The sequence below is a fragment of the Haloarcula sp. H-GB4 genome (assembly GCF_030848575.1).
Taxonomy (GTDB): domain Archaea; phylum Halobacteriota; class Halobacteria; order Halobacteriales; family Haloarculaceae; genus Haloarcula.
In genome coordinates this window covers 1,273,016-1,290,603 of the sequence record NZ_JAVDDX010000001.1, presented here as the reverse complement: position 1 = coordinate 1,290,603, position 17,588 = coordinate 1,273,016, and the positions used below count along the sequence as shown (strand labels likewise).

Genomic DNA, 17,588 nt, shown 5'->3' with positions numbered 1-17,588 from the left:
ATTCCGTCTGGACACGCGATGGATTACCTAAAGGGACTTTTTCGAACTCCGGATGAACTGTCCCCCGCGTTCGGGTCGAAACCGTTCCAATTTCGGCCCGGAGCCAAACCGTTAATCCGCGGCCGGCCCCTCGGTTCGGACATGGAGTCGCTTCACCCGCGGGTGAGACTGCTGTGGGTTCTGTCGACAGTTATCCAGGCGTCGGTGCTCGGCGTCATCGCGTATCTTGTTGACCGGTTCGCGGTCTCACTGCCACAGACGGTGGTCGTCGTCGGCTGGGTTGTGCTCGTGTTTCTTGGCGTTGCCCACGCAATCGCTGCCCACCGGATCTGGCGCTTTGACCTACAGGACGACGCGCTCTTTCTCCTCCGCGGTGTCGTCACCCGGACCGACACGTCGGTCCCGTACGTTCGTGTTCAGCACGTCGACACCACGCGCGGCCCGGTAGAGCGGGCCATCGGGCTGGCGAGCGTCGTCGTCTACACTGCCGGGACCCGCGGCGCGGACATCACGATCCCCGGACTGCGGCCCGAACGAGCCACCGAACTGCGAGAACAACTCCGTGACCTCGCGAACGAGAGCGAGGCCACGGACGCGGTATGAACCGGCTCCATCCGCGAAGTGCGGTCCTGAGCGTTGCCCGAGCGGCGCTGCAAGGCGGCTTCTTCGGCTTCTTCGGCGGGTCGCTCGGGACCGGCATGCTCGGACTGCCAGCGTTCGCGGTTCCGCTGCTGGGCCTGCTCGGTGCACTGACGTTTGGCGGCTACGCGCTGGCGCGCTATCTCCGCTTTCGCTACGAACTCGATGGGGACACGCTCACTGTCGAATCTGGTGTCTTCGCCAGGCAGTCCCGCCAGATTCCGCTGGGCCGCGTCCAGAACCTCGATGTCGAACAGAACATCCTCAACCGCCTGCTCGGGCTCGCAATCGTCCGCTTCGAGACGGCTGGCGGCAGCGCAACGGAAGCCACACTGGACGCGGTCGACGAGGCGGAGGTCAAACGTCTCCGGAACTACGTGCGGACCCACGACCGGGACGAAGCCGCCGAGTCGGCGGCAGAAACTTCCGACGCGGTGTCTGAGACTGCAACATCTGGCCGGTCGGCCCACGCTGACCTTCCCGGCGTGACCGGTCCCACACCTGCACACACCGGCGACGCCAAGACGGCGAATGACTTCGGGGACTCGGCCTCGGCTTCGGACACGGAACCACGCGACCAGCCAGACGGGTCGCTGTTGTTCGCGTTCGACCAGCGCGAACTCCTGACGTACGCGCTCGTCTCCGTCCGTCCGGCCGCGCCGGTCCTGACGCTCGCGTCGCTCCCGCTGGGGATGGATATCGTCTGGACCGTCCTGCGGTTCAATGCGAACCTCGTTGGGGCGTCGCTGAATGGGCCTGTCGTCCGCTGGCTGGCTAGCTCACCGGAATCCACGCGACTGGCTGTCTTCGCCGCCCTCTCTGTCGTCCAGTTCCTCCTGCTTGCGCTGGTCGTCAGTGTGGCGCTGACCGTCATCGAATACTACGGCTTCCGACTCACACAGGCCGACGGCGACCTCCGGTACGAGCGAGGGCTGTTGCGCCGGTACAGCGGTAACATCCCGCTGGAGAAGGTCCAGACGGTCACCATCCGCGAGAACGTCCTGATGCGACGGTTCGGCTACGCAACGCTGGCTGTTGAGACGGCCGGCTACAGCGGTGGGAATCAGCAGTCAACACAGGGCGTCGCCGTGCCCCTCGCGCCCCGCGAGGAGGTATACGAACTGGCCCGCGACATCGAGTCGTTCGGCGACCTCGACTTCGACCGCCCGCCGAAGCGCGCCCGGCGGCGCTATCTCGCCCGCTTCTCGCTGGCCGCGGCCGGGCTCACCGCAGTCGCCTACGGCATCGATTTGCTGGTGCTTGAAACCGGCTACTGGTGGCTCGCCGCTCTCCTCTTCCTCCCGGTCGTGCCGGCGGCACACTTCCGCTGGCGACACCGCGGGTTCGACCTCGATGACTCGGTGCTGGCGACCCGGAGCGGCTTCTGGCGGCGGACAACGCGCATTGTTCCGTACTACCGGCTCCAGACGGTGTTCGTCACGCGGTCGCCGTTCCAGCGCCGCCGCGACCTGGCGACCGTGGGGGCTGACACGGCAAGTTCGTCAAGCCTGCTCGGCGGCGTCGCTCAGGTGTACGATATCGACGAAGACACCGCAAAAGAACTCAGAGACACGTTACGAGAGCGTCTCACCGCACACGTCGCAGGGCTGCGGACGGGCGCCAGAGGCGGCGACGCGGACGCGTAGTCAGCCCCGCGCCCACTCGACCATCCGGCCGTACACCTCGTCGGTCGCCAGCGCGTCGCCGTCGCCAACTAGGACGAGCGCTTTCTTCGCCCGCGTGAGGGCGACGTTGATACGCCGGTAATCCTCGAAGATTGGGCTGTCGAGCGTCCCGGTGGCGACAAAGGAGATAATGATGACCTCCTTGCTCGACCCTTGGAACCGGTCGACCGTGTCGACGGTCACGTCCGGCAGGCGCTTGGAAATCTCCGCGACCTGCGCGCGGTACGGCGCGATAACGCCGATGTCGTCGGCTGGAACTCCCGCAGACCGGTACGACGCGACGATTTCGGTAATTCGATCGGCCTCGGTCGGGTTGGTGTTGCCGACCTGACTGCCGTCCGGGTCGACGAACGCCACGCGGTCCCGGAGGCCTTCAGGCAAGCTCGCCGTCGCAACGCCGTCGAGGTCGTCGAGCCGCTGTGCGGCCACCTCGCCAGTCGCCGGCCGCAACTGCCCGTCGTAGAACTCCCGCGAAGCGAAGGCCTGGATGTGCTGGGCCATCCGGTACTGGCAGTCGAGCATCACGCCTGCGTCTGGGTGAGCATCGATGAGTCGTTCAAACAGCGAGGTCGACAACGTCTCGTTCTCTGACTGGACCACGGGCGGCAACTGTTGGTGGTCGCCGACCAGCACGAACCGGTCGGCCAGCGTCGTCGCCGCCAGCGTCCCCGGTTCGGTCAGCTGGCCGGCCTCGTCAACGACAGCCACGTCGAACTCCTGTGTCTGAAGCGTGCTCCCGCCGCAGGTGGCCGTCGTCGCCGCGACGACCTGCGCGCTCTGGAGCTGACTCGCACACTCGCCGGGGTCGCCGCTGGTCTCCAGCCGGTACTTCTGCATATCCTCGCGGACGCCGCTTTCTGTGCCAACGCGAACAATATCGGTGTAGCCCTGGTCTTCCAGCGCTTCCAGCAGATTGTCGACGGCACGGTTGGTAAACGCCGAGAGCAGGACGCGGTCGCCCCGGGCTATCAGTGCCCGGACCATCCGCGCCAGCGTGTACGTCTTGCCCGTCCCCGGCGGCCCATGGACCAGCGCGAAGTCCTCTGCGCCGACCGCCAGCTGGACGGCCTCGTTCTGGGCGTCGTTGTTGTCGATGAACGTCTCCTCGACTGGCTTGAACTCCGGCTCGCGCCGCCCGAACAACACGTCCTTCTGCTCGGGCGACTGGAGGAGAACGGCGTCGTGCAGCGCATTCTGGAGCCGGTCGGTGGTTAGCTCAGATGGGTACACGTCGAGTCGGCGGAGGTCAAGCGGCTCGTCGGCCGTGACGACGATTTCTTCGCCAAGACGTTCGACGCGGGCTAGTTCAGCGTTACCGGTCACCGGGTCGCCGTCGCTGGCGAGCACGAGATTGCCCTCGCGGATCTTCGAGACGGCCCCGGTCCCTGTCGCGCGCAGTTCCCAGCGGCCGCCGTCGAGCTCCCGGCGGCCGGTCGGTTCGAGGCCGATGAGCGCCCGGTCGTTGTCGGCGCGCTCCTCGGGCGTCTGCTCCCAGAGCTTTGCGTACTCTCGGTGGACGGACCGGCGCTCGGCCTCGACGGCTGTGTAGAACTGCTCGAAGTAGTCCAGTTCCTCGTCTGGCACCGCTCGACCGACCGTTCCTGCTTTGGACTCCTGGTCGAGGCGGCCGGAGACGGCCATACAGGTGTCCTGTTCGAAGCAGTACTCGCATTTCGCGTTGGCCTCGTAGCCCGTCGGCACGCTAGAGTCGTACTCCATCGCCGCAATCGCGTTGCGGGTCCGGACGACGTAGTTCAGCAGCCCGCTCCCGATAGAGAACTCCTTGGCCGGCGAGAGGTCGCCGCTCTCCTCGTTGCGGTCGACGGCGGCGTTTTTGGTGTAGAGGAGCGTACCTGTGTCCGGGGCTGCGTCGACGGCGCTGCCCGTGCCAGCCGCGCGCTCCCCCAGCATCAGGGCGTATGCCGTCGCCTGGATCTTGTCCTGAAACCGCGGCTCCCGCTTGGTGTTCTTGCCGGTCTTGAGCTCGACGGGCATCCCGCGCCGGACGGCGTCGGCCCGCCCTTTCATGCCGAACCGCTCGGAGATGAGCGTCATCTCGGAGCGCCACTCGCTCTCCGCGGGACTGAAGTCCCGCTCCGAGTTGTCAGCGGCTGTCGCCGCTCCATCCGTCTCCGTGAGCGTCCCCTGCTGGAGCCACCCCTGAATAGCCGACGCGTGGTCGCGCACGTCTCCGGCCACCTCGTCGGCCTCTCGGCCCAGCAGTCCAATATCCAGTCCGGCGGCGTCGACCTGCTCTTCGATAGCGGTGTCGAGGTCCCGGCCCCGAAGCAGGTCGCCGAACACCTCGTGGACGACCGTCCCCTTCACAAGCGGGTAGGCGTGCTCCGCACCGTCGAGTTTCCGGAGGTAGTACATCCGCGGGCACTGCACCCACGCCCGGATGTCGGTCACGTCGACGAGGAAGTCCGGCTGGACGACCAGCGTGGCGTCGCCGCCGACGGAGTACTGCTGTTCGCCCTGATACTCCCGCTCGTCGGGGTTGTAGACGGCGATCTCCATCCCCATCTCGATGACCGCGGCGTTCTCGGTCCACTTCCCCCAAAGCGTCACCGTCGTGGGCTCGCCGGCCCCGCGGTCGGGACGTATCGTCACCTCACAGAGGTCGCTCTCGCCGTACTGGGTGTTCACCGTCTTCGGCTCGTCGATGTCGACGACGACACCGCGAACACGGTCTACGCTCATGCTTCGGCCCTCCCCTGTTGCACGACCCAAGCGACGGGGCGGTCCCTCAAAAGTCGTTCGCGCCGGGGCTCATTCGCTGGTCGTATCGGCATCGGACTCGGTATCGGCGGCGTACTCTTCGAGCGTCTCCAGCGACACGTCATCGAGGACGTCCTCGCTCGTCGCGTCGAGGTTCACTGGCGGTGCGTGCCCGGCCTCGTGGGCCTCTATCCAGCGCGGAACGCAGACACACCAGCTATCACCGGGGTCGAGACCCGGAAAATTCAGCTCTGGCCGCGGCGTCACGAGGTCGTTGCCCTGTGCCTTGCTGTACTCCAGAAACTCCGCCGTCATCACGGCACAGATCTCGTGCCGGCCCGGGTCACGCTGGAGCGGGTAGCAGTAGCCATCGCGCATAAACCCTGTCTCGGGGTCCATCGAGCAGGGGGCCAACTCCCCGCCGAGGACGTTGTGTTCGCTTTCCATACCACGTCTGGCTGTTCCGGAGAGTAAAGCCGTTCGGCTACCCGCTCGCGCTCACTGTCCCTGTTCGATGTCGTCCTCGTCACTCCGGCTTCGCGTGTCACCTGATGAGTTGGCGGGCTGGTCGCCATCCCCGTCCAGTTGTCTAGCCTGGCTCTCCTCTGCTCCAGCAGCACTCTGCGACGGGCGCTGCCCGGGAGAATTACCGTCTGGTGAGGGTTCCGATAGAGAGTCAGCAGGTTCGGACCCGCTCGGTGCCGTCGATTCGGCCCTGTCGTCCGTCTCCGGTGCATTCGGTGAGACTGCGGGCACGTCGACAGCGTCCAGCGCGGCCTGAATCACGTCGTCTTTTTCGGTCCCTTCGATAGTAGCTTCTGTCGTCAGGACCAGTCGGTGACTCATCGTTGCGTTTGCCAGTCGCTTCACGTCATCAGGTGTGGCATACTGCCGGCCAGCGATGACCGCGCTGGCCCGGACAGCCTCGAAAACCCGCTGCACGCCCCGCGGCGAAACGCCGATCTTTGCCCGGTCGTCTTCGCGTGTCGCCCGCGCCAGGTCGACGATGTAGCGACGAACCTTGGTGTCGACGCGGATGTCTTCCGCACACTCCTGAAGGGCACGAACCGTCTCTGGGTCAACTACCGGATCGACCGATGGCGAGAGTGTTCGCCGGTTGGCCCGCCGGTCAAGCAGCCCCATTTCCCCATCGACATCGGGATAGTCCATCGACGTCTTCACGCTGAAGCGGTCCCGCTGGGCCTCGGGAAGCTGGAAGGTCCCTTCCTGCTCGACGGGGTTCTGGGTCGCGATAACGACGAACGGTGTTGGGAGTGGGTGCGTCGTCCCGTCGACACTGACCTGTCGCTCTTCCATTGACTCAAGCAGTGCAGACTGGGTCTTCGGCGGCGCACGGTTGATTTCGTCTGCGAGCACGACATTCGAGAACACCGGCCCCTCTGCGAACTCGAACTCCCGTTCGTGCTCGTTGTACACGTTTGACCCGGTCACGTCCGCCGGCAGCAGATCAGGTGTAAACTGTACCCGAGTAAATTCAAGGCCCAGCGCCTCCGCCAGCACCCGCGCCAGAACCGTTTTACCCGTTCCCGGTACGTCCTCGACCAGAACGTGTCCTCTGGCGATGACGCCAGCCAGTGTCTCGAACAGCACTCGGCGTTCGACAACGACAGCCTCCTCAACTCGCTCCACAATGTTGAGACAGTGTTCTGACGCCGCCTCAACGCTCAAATCCGACGATGACCCGGCCATGCTCCATGCGTTGTACTCGGGGTGTATCAATGTGTACCATTAGCCGTTATCTGTCGAGCTTCGTGGCTACTGATCCATTCTGGACGGATCAGCAGTGAGTCCGTCTCTTAGCCACGAAGTGGGGCAAGCAGCAGTAACACACCGACCGCGGCGAGTGCCATTGTCTCCGGCGATCCGACTGCGGAACCGACAGCGTGGCGCGCTGCATCGACAATGCCGACGGCGGCGATGCCGAGAAGTCCGACGCCGACGGCGAACACGCTGTGATACAGCTCCAGCCGTCGCGTTTCCGGACGATGCCCCAGTTCTGCCGTCAATCCCAGACCGAATGTGCCAACGTCCCAGGCGACGAGGCCGCTGACGACACCAGCAAACACCAGTAGCGTGGGAAGGTCGGCCTGTGCCGCACCGATGCTCGCACAGATGAGTCCCGAAGCGGTCAGTGCCGCGGGGCCGGCACGTGCTGGCAACAGGCCAAAGATGAGCGCGCCGATGACGAGCACAAGCAGCAGATACACCACCAGTGGCAGCAGGAGGGCACCAAAGAACACCGCTGGGAGCGAGGCGAACCCGAAGATCCCGGTTCGCAGGAGGAACAGGGCTACCAACACCAGATAGCCAACTGCCGCGATGGCGGCCCCGACAGTCCGCACCGAGGCGGCGTTGAACTCAGTTGTGAACTTTCGGATGACAATCACACCGCTACCAGCAACCAGCGCGCCGACTGTGACTGCCAGAAGCGGCGCGAGAACGACCCACGACGACAGCACTCGGATACCGAGACTGAACGGTGGGGACGCGACGAGCTGACCAAACGGCGTAAACAGTAGCGCCAGCGGGGCGACCACAGTGAACGATACTGAACCGATTGCGACCAGTTTGAGTGACCGGGTCCCCCGTTTCAATCTGGTCGCCATCGCGTCTCGGCGGCTCCGCGCTGTCAACTGCACGAGTGGGAGCTGTGCCACGGCAAAATACAGGCAGCCCGACGCGGCGACGCCGAGGACACCAAGACAGACCGTGGCGGCCATCGGTGATGTCCCGCCAGCGACAGCGCTCACCAGTTCCCAGCAAAACAACGCGAGCACGACTACGACCGTGCCAACGACGAGGCCGACCACTGCGAACAGATACGAAACGGCGCTGCTCACTGTCGCTGCTGACACTGCCTCTCTATCGAGCACATTGGTCCAGGCAGTCGCGACGCCGACCATTGCGACGGCAACACCGAACCCAAGAAGCGGGGCGGCTGCTACCTGCCCGACCGAGGCGATGAGGCCGGTCGCCGCCGGCAGGAAACAGAAGTGACCAATGACCGTCGGTCCCAGTCCGTCTCGGTCCAGCAGCGTCAGTCCCGCCACGGCAATGCCGGCGAGGAGTGCGATACCACTGAACAGTTGTGGGTCGCCGAATAGAACGCCTGTCGCCAGGGCGGACGCAGCGACTATGAGCGCGGCGATAGTCAGACTGGTCGCCCGCGGTCGCCCCTCGTCGCCGACGGCCGATGGTGTGTCGAGTCGCGGCCCGGCAATCATTTAGGCTCCGCCTCCTGGCTGGGCGCTGCCATTCGGCTGGCGCGCCGCGACGGCGAAGGCGTAGTCGAGGATGAGCGGCAGCGGTGTCCCACGTCGCCAGTCGATTGTCCGGGCCCCGGACGCCTGACACCGCGCCAGACGGGTCCGACGGCGGACGTGGTCGTACTGTCCGCTGACGGTGCTCGCCGCGGTTACGTCCGTCGAGAGCACGGCTCGCTGGCAGTCGAACGCTGCCCACGACGCCATTGCAGTGACCGGCGCGTCGTCGAGCAACGGCGAGACGAGCACCAGCTGGCAGCGGGGTCCGGCCATCTCCATAACTTTCCGGAACTGCCGCTGTGTGTCGGCCTCGTCTGCTGGCCCACCAACCGGGTCGCTCTCGGCAGCATCGGCAGCGGCTCGTAGCTGTTCGACAGCCAGCGACCGCTGGTTGGGTCCGTCACCTGGCTGGAGCCAGGTCAGTCCCGCTGGACCGTCGCCGTCGATGCCGACGATTGCCAGCCCGACTTCGTGGCCGGCATCCAGCAGCGAGGTCAGTGCGTGTGTAGTCGCGTACGCGCCGAGTTCGACCGCAGTCGGGCGACCGGGCCCGGCGGTCACCCGCGCTGGCGAACGGGCGTCGACGACGAACACGACCGTCGTTGACACCCACTGCTCGTAGTTGACCGTCGACAGCTCTCCTCGCTTCGCGTAGCCGCGCCAGTCGATGCGGCCGGCCGGGTCACCGCGCTGATACTCCCGCGTCGAGTGAAAGGTGAAGCCATCGCCGGGGGCGTCGGCCGTGAGTTGGCCCACGCGGTCGGTTCCCTGGTCGGACAGCGGCGGCGCCCGAGCGTCCAACTGACACACCAGCCTGTCATCGCCCTCGGGGTGTCGTGTCGCAGTCGCGACTTCGCCGGCACCCGTTCCCCGGACGCGGAGCCGTGGCTCGTCGAAGTCGTGTTCGCCCCGGCGGGCGATGAGGGTGTATTCGAGCGTGACTGATTCGCCGGCAGCAAGTGTCTCGCCACCGCGGGGCGACCCGTCCAGCACTGCGAGGTCAGTCGGAACGCCGTCGACGACCCGGATGTCCGACAGCGTCTGCTGGCCGCTGTTTGTCACCGTCAACTGGACTTCGACAGGGTGCCCCGGCGGCGCTGGCGTCGGGTCAACCGCCCGCGATACGACGAGGTCTGCCGGGACAGCAGCAGTCGACAGGACTCCGTAGGCCAGATACGAGAGCGGGAGTGCAGCGGCCAGCAGCAGTGTCCCGCTCCCCTCCCAGATGCCCGCTCCGGCGAGTGCCAGCGCGGCGACGATTGCGCCGCGCCACCGCGTGGCTCGTCGCCCCATCAGTTTCTCCCCTCCGTCACGTCGCCCCAGTCGGCCCTGTCTGTCGCTGTGGTATCCGCTCCGCTATCGTCGACCGGTGCTGTCCCGCCAGTTTCCGGGTCACCGCTGGTCGCGTCGTCCGCGCCAGTTCCGTCCCCAGTGCCGGCTCCGTCGACGCGGGCATCTTCTGACGCGCCGTCTGCGCTAGCCCCGATGTCTTCCCGCTCGGGAATCGACCCGTCGACGGCCCGCTGGAGGCTCCCATCAGCCGCCCGCTGCAGGTCGGCGACTGCTGGGGCGACGACTGGCATCGGACGCGGCGCTCGCTGGCCGACCACTGCCGGCAACGCATCATCGGCCGCAACGCTGACTGCCGCCATTGCTCGCCCACACCGCTTTCGGACGGCCTTTTCCGGAAACAGCCAAGCCCGGAGGCGCGCGCGAAACGGCCGGTCCGGCGGCGTGACGGATTCGTCCAGTACCGCGGCGGCAACCGGGTCGTCCGTCCAGGTCCCCGCGGCTAGCTGTGCTTTTACCGTGTCGGGGTCGTGACCTCCCTGAACCAGTGCCTCCGTGAGCGTCGCCCGAAGTGGTTCCCGGACAGGGTCAAGGCTCTCGTCGACCGACCCATCGTCGCGGGCCTTCGCAACCGCCGCTTCAACGCGTTCTGCGAGTTCGGTTCCGGAGACAGCGTCATCTGTCGGTGTCGTCTCGAGATACTCTCTGGTGAACCCGTCGTCATCAGCCCACGGTGACGGTGATATCGTGGGGTTGTCGGGCGTCCGCAAGAGCTTCCAGACGGCCACGAGCACGCAGACGAGGAGGACGAGGACACCCGCCGCACCCGGTCCGGAAGCCGCGGGTTCTGGCGTCCCTATCAGTCCGATAACCGCGCCGGCAGCCACGAGTAACATGCCACACAGCACGGCGATTCCCAGCCCGACGTGACGACGATTCATTCTGTGTCCTCCTGCTCGTCACTCGCACTCACCAGCGCATCGTACGCGTTACGGGCCTGCTCACGGCGGTTATCGCTCGAATAGCCGCCGTATTCGACATCCCGGAACGCCTCTGTCAGTGCTTCGACGGGGGCCCTCGGGAGGCCGCTGTCGATTGCGGCCCGGGACACCTCGCCGGGCGTCCGCGTCCGCCAGTGCCCGGGGACGACGTGCCTAGCGAACGCACGCCAGATGTCCCGAAGCGACGGGAGCGCCGACTCGTCGCCGTCTGACGAGTCGGTACCCGACTCGCTTGGTCCGGGACGAGACGCCTCAGTCTGGCGGTCCGTATCGTCGGTCCGGCCAGAGATGTAGACACTGACCGCACTCAGTGCCACCCCGGCCCCAGCCACGACGGCACCGGCCGCGCCCCAGCGAACATAGCTCAGTATCACGCCGACACACGAGAATCCGAGCGTTACAATCCTGCGCGGCGTAGTTTCAGCCCTGACCACAGTGATGGCTCGATACCCGGCCAACCGGAGCCACTGCCTGAAGCGACGGGACAGTCCTGTCACCGTCAGCGGCAGCGACGTGAGCCATGCGGCCAGACGGATAGCCAGTCGTTGGCCAATGCGCAACATGGCTTCGATACAGCCGACGAGCCAGAGTGCTGTTCGCCGGGTCAACTGAACGACACGGGCGACGAGGCCAGCAACCCTTTTACTGCCGTTCCTGGCAGCATGTGCGACCGCCTGCCCGCCCGAGATCGCATCCGATCGATAGTGGTACAGCGCGGCGACGCCCACGACTGTGAGCGCGATGACCAGTCCATCGCGTTCCCAGAGCACGCCGATGAAAAACAGCGAATCAAAGATAGCCCAGAGCACACCGACGCCGCGTGCGACCCTGGGAGTGTACAGCAATGCGGCGATAGCGATAGTCACCACAGTTACCACCAGCAGCATCGAACTCACCACAACGGTCCCGATATACGCGTCCCAGAGCGTCGTTCTCGCTGTCTGTCTGTCTGTTGCCGCTGTAACGGTAAGCGAGGGATTTGCCGGGAGTGAGACAGCAACGGTGCCGTCAGCGCCAGTTGTCCCGCGGCGCTGGTCGCCGAGCGTGACAGTTGCGTTCGTGACTGCCTTGCCGTTTATTGTGGCGTTAACCGCGGCGCTATTACCCGGTACTGGGAGGGTCTTCGCTGGCACGACGCGGACGTGTAAGTTCAGTACGTCGACGCGTGCGGTACCCTCGAACTCGCCGCGGGACACAGTTACTGCAGTGGTATCGCTATCTGGGACTGTCAGTTGAGACTGGCCGGTGGTGTCAGCTCGGCCGACAATATCGCCGTCGTGGCTCACGGTCGCGTTTCGTACCGGGACGCCGTCGACCGTTGCGACGAGCGGGACAGTCGACCCGGGGTACGGTTCGCCAAGCAGTGTCACGCTGACGTTCCCGGCGACACGGTACTGACCGGTGTTATTGTCGGCCGCTGTCTGCTGGCGCGTAGCAGTCGAATCACCCTCGCCAGATAGCCACATATTCTCTCTCGCGAGACGGTCAGCCGTTTCAGTCCCCGATCCCTCGTCCGGCCGACGGTAGAACTGACATGACTCTACGCCCGGCGATTCGACCGTTACGTTCAGTTCGCGCTGGTAGGGCACCTGTCCGGTCACCTGCCCGCTCTGGTCAGTCCGACCGACATATCGGTCATTGAACCAGACACGGGTCGCGGCCGCTGGTTCAAGATCTTGATACACCAGGACTGTGAGGGGATGCCCGGCTTTTGGCGTCGATTCAATGAGGACACCACAGCCGTCCGCAGTGGGCGGGGTAGTCTCGCCGGGAAGCGGAATCGGCTCTGTGTCGCCTGTGACGTTGGTGCTCCCGCCACCGTCGCGACGCTGTTCTCGTGTATCGGTTGGTGTCTGCGTGAGTGGTTCAGACCCGCGGCTCCCGTCACTGCCCCCACTGTTGTCGACCCCGCTCTCAGTAACCGGTGGTGGGGCCAGAAACGCAGCGACAATTAGCCCGACGAGGCAGAGACTTACCAGTAGTAGCTGCCGCCAGTCAACACCGCCATGGTCGGTATCGGATGCTGTACCCACTTGTCGCCCCTCGTAACGTGCGCCCGTACCGCGACACCCCGAGCTGTTATCATAGAAACTGGCGTGAAAGATAATCAATCCCCGGTATGGTTGTCGACAGCGGCCGCAGTCGTGAGGACACTCAGCCAGTATATACGACATTTCTCCATCTCCCGGGCAGCAGTCGGGACCGATGGGTTCATTCTGACTCAGTCCGAACAAGGAACTGACAATGCGCGTTCGTGACTGGCAGGACATTCTCGAAGACGTGATGGAGAGCAATGCCAATCCGGGGGACTGGCGTGCCGTCGGGGGCGACCGCGCGAACGGAATCGGCGAGGATATCTACTTCGGTCACCCCGACGCTGGTGTCTACCAACTCAAGACCTACGCGAAGAACCCCTTCGAGGTCCAGGGCGTCGGGTCGCAGGTGGCCCGCCGAATCGACGACGACATCGACCCGCTGTTTCCGAACGACGGGTCCGGAATTTTCGGTGTCCAGCAGGGGCCGGAAGACGAGGACGACGCCAAAGAGAAGGCCAAGAACCTCGAAACGGTCCTCGAAACGCATGCGGACGCACCGACGTCACCGCAAGCGCTGCTGGAGGACATGATGGACGCGATGGACTCCCCTGCCTACGGCCCGATGGAGTTTGATCACCACGACCGGCCAGACCAGATGACTGAACTCACCGAGACATTCGAAGAAGCGGAGGAACTACTTGACGCGGAGTTCGAGGACGTTATCGAAGAAGACGTAGAGCGGGGCTTCTACTGATGAGCGTCCGGACACAGCCAATCTGTACCGGGTGTCGCTAATGGTCGGCCCCTCGATGACAGACGCCGACCGGAAACGATTTCTCAAATATACGCAAGTCGGATTCGCGCTCCTCTTCGGCGTCTCGATGGGGCTTGTGACGTTGTACGGGGGTTCGGAACTACCGATTGTCGCTGGAACGTTTGTCGTCGGAACCGTCGTCGGCGGTGGTCTCGCATGGTACATCATCCCGGAGAGCATCGCAGAGACGCCCTACGAGTCAGTCGACAGAGGTCCGAAACCCGGCGCAAAAATGAAACAACAGCGACAGGAAAACGACGGCTCCGGACAGCGGGCATCCGAGGACGACGGCCGACTCTCACAGAACCGCGATTAGAGGAAGTCGTCCTGCATCGCCGGGTCCTGCTGTTCCGAGGCCGTCTGGTCGAAAATCTCTTCATCGAGAGTCTCGGTCTCTTCGGTTGTGGTATTGTAGGCCGAAATCCCTCGCTTCAGGAGGTCTTCGACTGCTTGGTCGCGGTTGAGGAACTCGCCCTGTTCGACGAGTCGCTGGATGTCCGAGTCCACCTGGTCCGGAAGTGACACCTTGATTTTGCTCACACTTGCCGCCTATACTGTTCGGACATAAAAACCCACCCCTGCTTTTGGGAGGGGACAAAAAGGCGCACGCATGAATGCGCGAAACCGTCACACACTTGACGGCGGCCGACACGAACCACAGTGTGAACGCGAACGACCGAGCGATCACCGCACTGGTCATGCTCGCACACGGGCTCGTCCACACCTACGAGATGGCGATCCCGATATTCGTCGTCATCTGGCTCACGGAGTTTGATCTCATCAACCTCGGTATCGCACAGTTCAACGTGACGACGGCGACCGTCGGCATCATCGTAACGCTGGGCTATGGCCTGTTCGGGGCCGGGGCACTCCCGGGTGGTATCGTCGTTGACCGCATCGGCTCCCGCCGACTCATCACCGGCTGTCTGCTGGGGATGGGCGGCTCGTACATTCTGCTTGGCCTGGCCCCAAGTATGGTCGTCATCGCGCTGGCGCTTGTCCTCTGGGGCCTCTCGGCCAGCGTCTACCACCCAGCCGGGCTCTCGCTCATCAGCAAAGGTGTCGAACAGCGCGGGACCGGACTGGCCTATCACGGCGTCGCCGGCAACCTCGGTATCGGCCTCGGCCCACTCGTCGCCGCGATTCTCCTGCTGGTCGCTGAGTGGCGGACCGTCGCGCTTGTCTTGGGTATCCCTGCGTTGTTCGCCGCCGTCTATGCCTCGCAGGCGAGCTTCGACGAGACGGCGGCGGTGACGACCGCGACTGACGGCGGGTCAAAGGCCAGCAGCGGTATCGACTCGCTCGAGGAGTTCCTCTCGGAGAGCAAGCAGCTGCTGGCCGGGAGCTTCATCCTGGTGTTCGTCGTCGTCATGTGCTCGGGACTGTACTATCGTGGTGTCCTCACGTTCCTTCCGGAACTCCTACGAGACCTGCCGGGCTTCGAGCCAATCCCGATAGAGACGCTGTTGCCTCCCGGCGTGCTCTCCGCGCTCGGTATCGAGGCCGGGACGGGCCAGACACTCAAGCCACAGGACTACTTCTACGCGGGCCTGCTGCTCATCGGCGTCCTCGGACAGTACGCCGGCGGCAAACTGAGCGACCGGATTCCCGTCGAATACGGTATCGCCGGCTCGTTCCTAGTGCTCGCTGTCCTCGCGGTGCTGTTCGTTCCGGTGTCGGCGATGGGCTTCGGTCCACTGGCGGTGCTGGGTGCACTTCTGGGCGTCGCGCTGTTCGTCGTCCAGCCGATGTATCAGGCCGCCGTCGCCGAGTACACGCCCGCCGGCACGCGCGGACTCTCGTACGGCTTCACCTATCTGGGCGTGTTCGGGGTCGGCGCGCTCGGCGGTGGTCTCGCTGGGTCGATACTGGCCTTTGCGAACGCGACGGTGTTGTTCGGGACACTCGCCGGCATCGCAGTCCTCGCCGCTGCCACCGGGCTAACTCTCGCTCGTCGTAAGTAGCCGACCACTATCTTTGGTCCACTATTCGAACAACAGTTATGTCGTTTTCAACCGTTGTAATTGGGCGGTAACATATAACACACCCTGAAGCTGATATCGTCGCATGCAAACAGGGCTGGCCGCACTTGACCCACACAAAGCCGTACTCCCGATTATTGCCGTTATCGGACTCATACCAGTACTACTGTACTACCGGCGGAGTTCGCGGCTGTTCGTACTCGGCTACATGCTACTGATTCTAGCAACGGTCGTGACCAACGTCGAGAACCTGTTTCTCGGTACAGTACTCAATTACACCGAGCACTACCTTGGTCTGATGGGATCAGGACTCGCGTTCCTGTTTGCAGCGTACGTGCGCCGCAAGCAAGTACTGGCGGACGATGGCAACGGGGACGGCCCGGAAAGTGCTCTCGAAGATGGTCCAGATGTCGCCGCCGATGGCGGGAGGACAGAACAGTGAGTGCACCCATAATCCTCGCGGACTTCATCGCGGTTACCGCATACGCCGCAACGGTCGTTCTCGGCGTGAAAACGTACCGCGAAACTGAACTCGACTCAGGGTTTTGGGCGAACTTCTCGTTCGCTGCGGCGCTCGGGTTCCTCTGGACGGGCGTTGTGTTCCTTGAATGGATCGGCATCGCGGGAGCAATCATGGATGCACTGGGTACGTCCTTGTTAGCAGTACTCATCGGTGTTGTCGCAATTTCCTCGACAGGAACCATCGCAACTGTCGAGGATCTCAAGACGGCTACCAGAACGGCTTCGAACCGGCGAGCTGAGGCGGAGGAACAGCGCAAGGCCGCAGAAGAGCAACGTCAACAGGCAGAGGCGGCCAAGCAGCAAGCTGAGGAGGCACAGCGAGAAGCTGAGCAGGCGAAACAGGAGTCAGAGAAGCTAAACAATCATCTCCGAACGAAGGCCGAGTCCTTCAGAACAACAATGCATGCGGCTGCTGAGGGAGACTTCACGCAGCGGATGGACCCCGATAGTCGAACGGAGGCGATGACTGAGATCGCGACGGCGTTCAACGACATGATGGAGACGCTCTCGGAGACGCTGACGACTGTCACGCAGTTCGCCGGGCAGGTCGACGATTCGACGGACGAACTCGGAGCCAGCGCAGAGGAGGTGCGAAACGCGAGTCGGGAGGTTAGCGAAAACGTCGATGAGATTGCTTCGAACACCGACCAGCAACACGACAACGTGACGAATGTCACCGACGAGATGACTGATCTGTCTGCGACCATTGAAGAGATAGCGTCCTCAACCGACGAAGTAGCGAGGAAGTCCGCCCAGGCGTCCGAACTTGGTTCCGTCGGTAGCGAGCGCGTGACCGGTGCGAAATCGGAGATGGAGGCGATCGAACGACAGGCCGATGCCACCATCGACGATGTCGAATCGCTCGATACCGAGATGGAGCAGGTCGGCGAAATCGTCAGTGTCATCGAAGACATCGCCGAGCAGACGAACATGCTGGCGCTCAACGCCTCTATCGAGGCTGCTCGCGCCGGCGAGGCTGGCGAGGGCTTCGCCGTCGTCGCCGACGAAATCAAGGGCCTCGCTCAGGAGACCGGCGAAGCGACCCAGCGCATCGCGGACCGCATCGAGACGATTCAGGAATCGACGACCGACGCCGTCGAAGGAATTCACGAAATGGATGAACGCGTCGACAACGGTCTGGAGACGGTCGATGAGACCATCAGCGTTCTCGAAGACATCCTCCAACACGTCGAGGAGGTCAACACCGGCATTCAGTCCGTTGACGACGCGACCGACGAACAGGCCGCCTCCGCAGAGGAAGTGGTGGCAATGGTCGAGGAGTTCGACGCAATGACCGAGCGGACGAGCGCGGGAGCGCAGACCGCAGCCGCGGCGGCCCAAGAGCAGACTGCGGCCATCGAGGGTGTGACAGATGATGTAGTCCATCTCTCGGACCAGGCTGAGGACCTCTCGGAATTGCTCAGCAGCTTCAACTTCGCTGTCTCCGGCGAGGCTGACCGCGCGACAGCGGCGACTGGCGAGCCCGCACCGGTGACCGACGGGAGCGGCCAGACCGAAAGAAACTAACACCGCCTGCTGTCGGCCGTTTCTGCGGTGATCTCTCGGCCGGCGAGTCGAAGACGAGTGTACTTCTGATCGTGACTCACGCTCTCC

15 protein-coding genes are annotated in these 17,588 nt (G+C 64.1%); 7 read left to right on the top strand and 8 right to left on the bottom strand.

Annotated elements, in window-relative coordinates; genetic code table 11:
• Window positions 1–141: 141 nt before the first annotated feature.
• Both RBH20_RS06750 and RBH20_RS06745 read left to right on the top strand, forming a co-directional pair.
• A complete protein-coding gene (locus tag RBH20_RS06750) occupies window positions 142–603 on the top strand; it encodes a PH domain-containing protein (RefSeq protein WP_306706787.1) in 462 nt (153 codons plus the stop codon).
• Window positions 600–2,285: a PH domain-containing protein gene (locus tag RBH20_RS06745; protein WP_306706786.1), complete on the top strand. Its 1,686-nt coding sequence runs from the start codon at window positions 600–602 to the stop codon at window positions 2,283–2,285. The genes RBH20_RS06750 and RBH20_RS06745 overlap by 4 nt, the downstream gene beginning before the upstream one ends.
• Here the strand turns inward: RBH20_RS06745 and RBH20_RS06740 are convergent, their stop codons facing one another.
• From RBH20_RS06740 to RBH20_RS06710, 7 genes are all read right to left on the bottom strand, one after another.
• Window positions 2,286–5,027, bottom strand: coding sequence for an AAA domain-containing protein (locus RBH20_RS06740; RefSeq protein ID WP_306706784.1), 2,742 nt, complete (start codon window positions 5,025–5,027; stop codon window positions 2,286–2,288).
• Window positions 5,028–5,096: 69 nt separating this feature from the next.
• Window positions 5,097–5,492: a DUF2237 family protein gene (locus RBH20_RS06735; protein WP_306706782.1), complete on the bottom strand. Its 396-nt coding sequence runs from the start codon at window positions 5,490–5,492 to the stop codon at window positions 5,097–5,099.
• 51 nt (window positions 5,493–5,543) lie between these two features.
• Window positions 5,544–6,755 carry a MoxR family ATPase gene (locus RBH20_RS06730; protein WP_306706781.1) on the bottom strand — a complete coding sequence of 404 codons (1,212 nt, stop codon included), beginning with the start codon at window positions 6,753–6,755 and terminating at the stop codon, window positions 5,544–5,546.
• A gap of 107 nt (window positions 6,756–6,862) precedes the next feature.
• Window positions 6,863–8,290, bottom strand: coding sequence for a glycosyl transferase (locus RBH20_RS06725; RefSeq protein WP_306706779.1), 1,428 nt, complete (start codon window positions 8,288–8,290; stop codon window positions 6,863–6,865).
• On the bottom strand, window positions 8,291–9,622 hold the full coding sequence (locus RBH20_RS06720; RefSeq protein ID WP_306706777.1) for a DUF58 domain-containing protein: 1,332 nt from the start codon (window positions 9,620–9,622) through the stop codon (window positions 8,291–8,293).
• Entirely contained in the window at window positions 9,622–10,560 is a 939-nt protein-coding gene (locus RBH20_RS06715) for a hypothetical protein (protein WP_306706775.1), read from the bottom strand. Before RBH20_RS06715 ends, RBH20_RS06720 begins: the two co-directional genes overlap by 1 nt.
• A complete protein-coding gene (locus RBH20_RS06710; RefSeq protein ID WP_306706773.1) occupies window positions 10,557–12,653 on the bottom strand; it encodes a DUF4129 domain-containing protein in 2,097 nt (698 codons plus the stop codon). Before RBH20_RS06710 ends, RBH20_RS06715 begins: the two co-directional genes overlap by 4 nt.
• Window positions 12,654–12,864: 211 nt before the next feature.
• On the opposite strand from RBH20_RS06710, the gene RBH20_RS06705 reads away from it, so the two are divergent.
• Both RBH20_RS06705 and RBH20_RS06700 read left to right on the top strand, forming a co-directional pair.
• Window positions 12,865–13,410, top strand: a complete 546-nt coding sequence (locus RBH20_RS06705; RefSeq protein WP_004518045.1) for a hypothetical protein — start codon at window positions 12,865–12,867, stop codon at window positions 13,408–13,410.
• Window positions 13,411–13,465: 55 nt separating this feature from the next.
• Entirely contained in the window at window positions 13,466–13,786 is a 321-nt protein-coding gene (locus RBH20_RS06700) for a hypothetical protein (protein WP_306706771.1), read from the top strand.
• Here RBH20_RS06700 and RBH20_RS06695 read toward each other — a convergent pair.
• Window positions 13,783–14,010 (bottom strand): ribbon-helix-helix domain-containing protein, encoded by a 228-nt coding sequence (locus RBH20_RS06695; protein WP_004518043.1) that lies wholly within the window; start codon window positions 14,008–14,010, stop codon window positions 13,783–13,785. The two genes, RBH20_RS06700 and RBH20_RS06695, sit on opposite strands and share 4 nt — an antisense overlap.
• 74 nt (window positions 14,011–14,084) lie before the next feature.
• Here RBH20_RS06695 and RBH20_RS06690 point away from each other — a divergent pair, with 74 nt between their 5' ends.
• From RBH20_RS06690 to RBH20_RS06680, 3 genes are all read left to right on the top strand, one after another.
• A complete protein-coding gene (locus RBH20_RS06690) occupies window positions 14,085–15,434 on the top strand; it encodes an MFS transporter (RefSeq protein ID WP_306706768.1) in 1,350 nt (449 codons plus the stop codon).
• Between the two features lie 103 nt (window positions 15,435–15,537).
• The gene (locus RBH20_RS06685; RefSeq protein ID WP_306706766.1) at window positions 15,538–15,894 is read left to right on the top strand and encodes a hypothetical protein; all 357 of its coding nucleotides are present in this window, start codon (window positions 15,538–15,540) and stop codon (window positions 15,892–15,894) included.
• Window positions 15,891–17,501 (top strand): methyl-accepting chemotaxis protein, encoded by a 1,611-nt coding sequence (locus tag RBH20_RS06680; protein ID WP_306706763.1) that lies wholly within the window; start codon window positions 15,891–15,893, stop codon window positions 17,499–17,501. Before RBH20_RS06685 ends, RBH20_RS06680 begins: the two co-directional genes overlap by 4 nt.
• Window positions 17,502–17,588 lie beyond the last annotated feature (87 nt).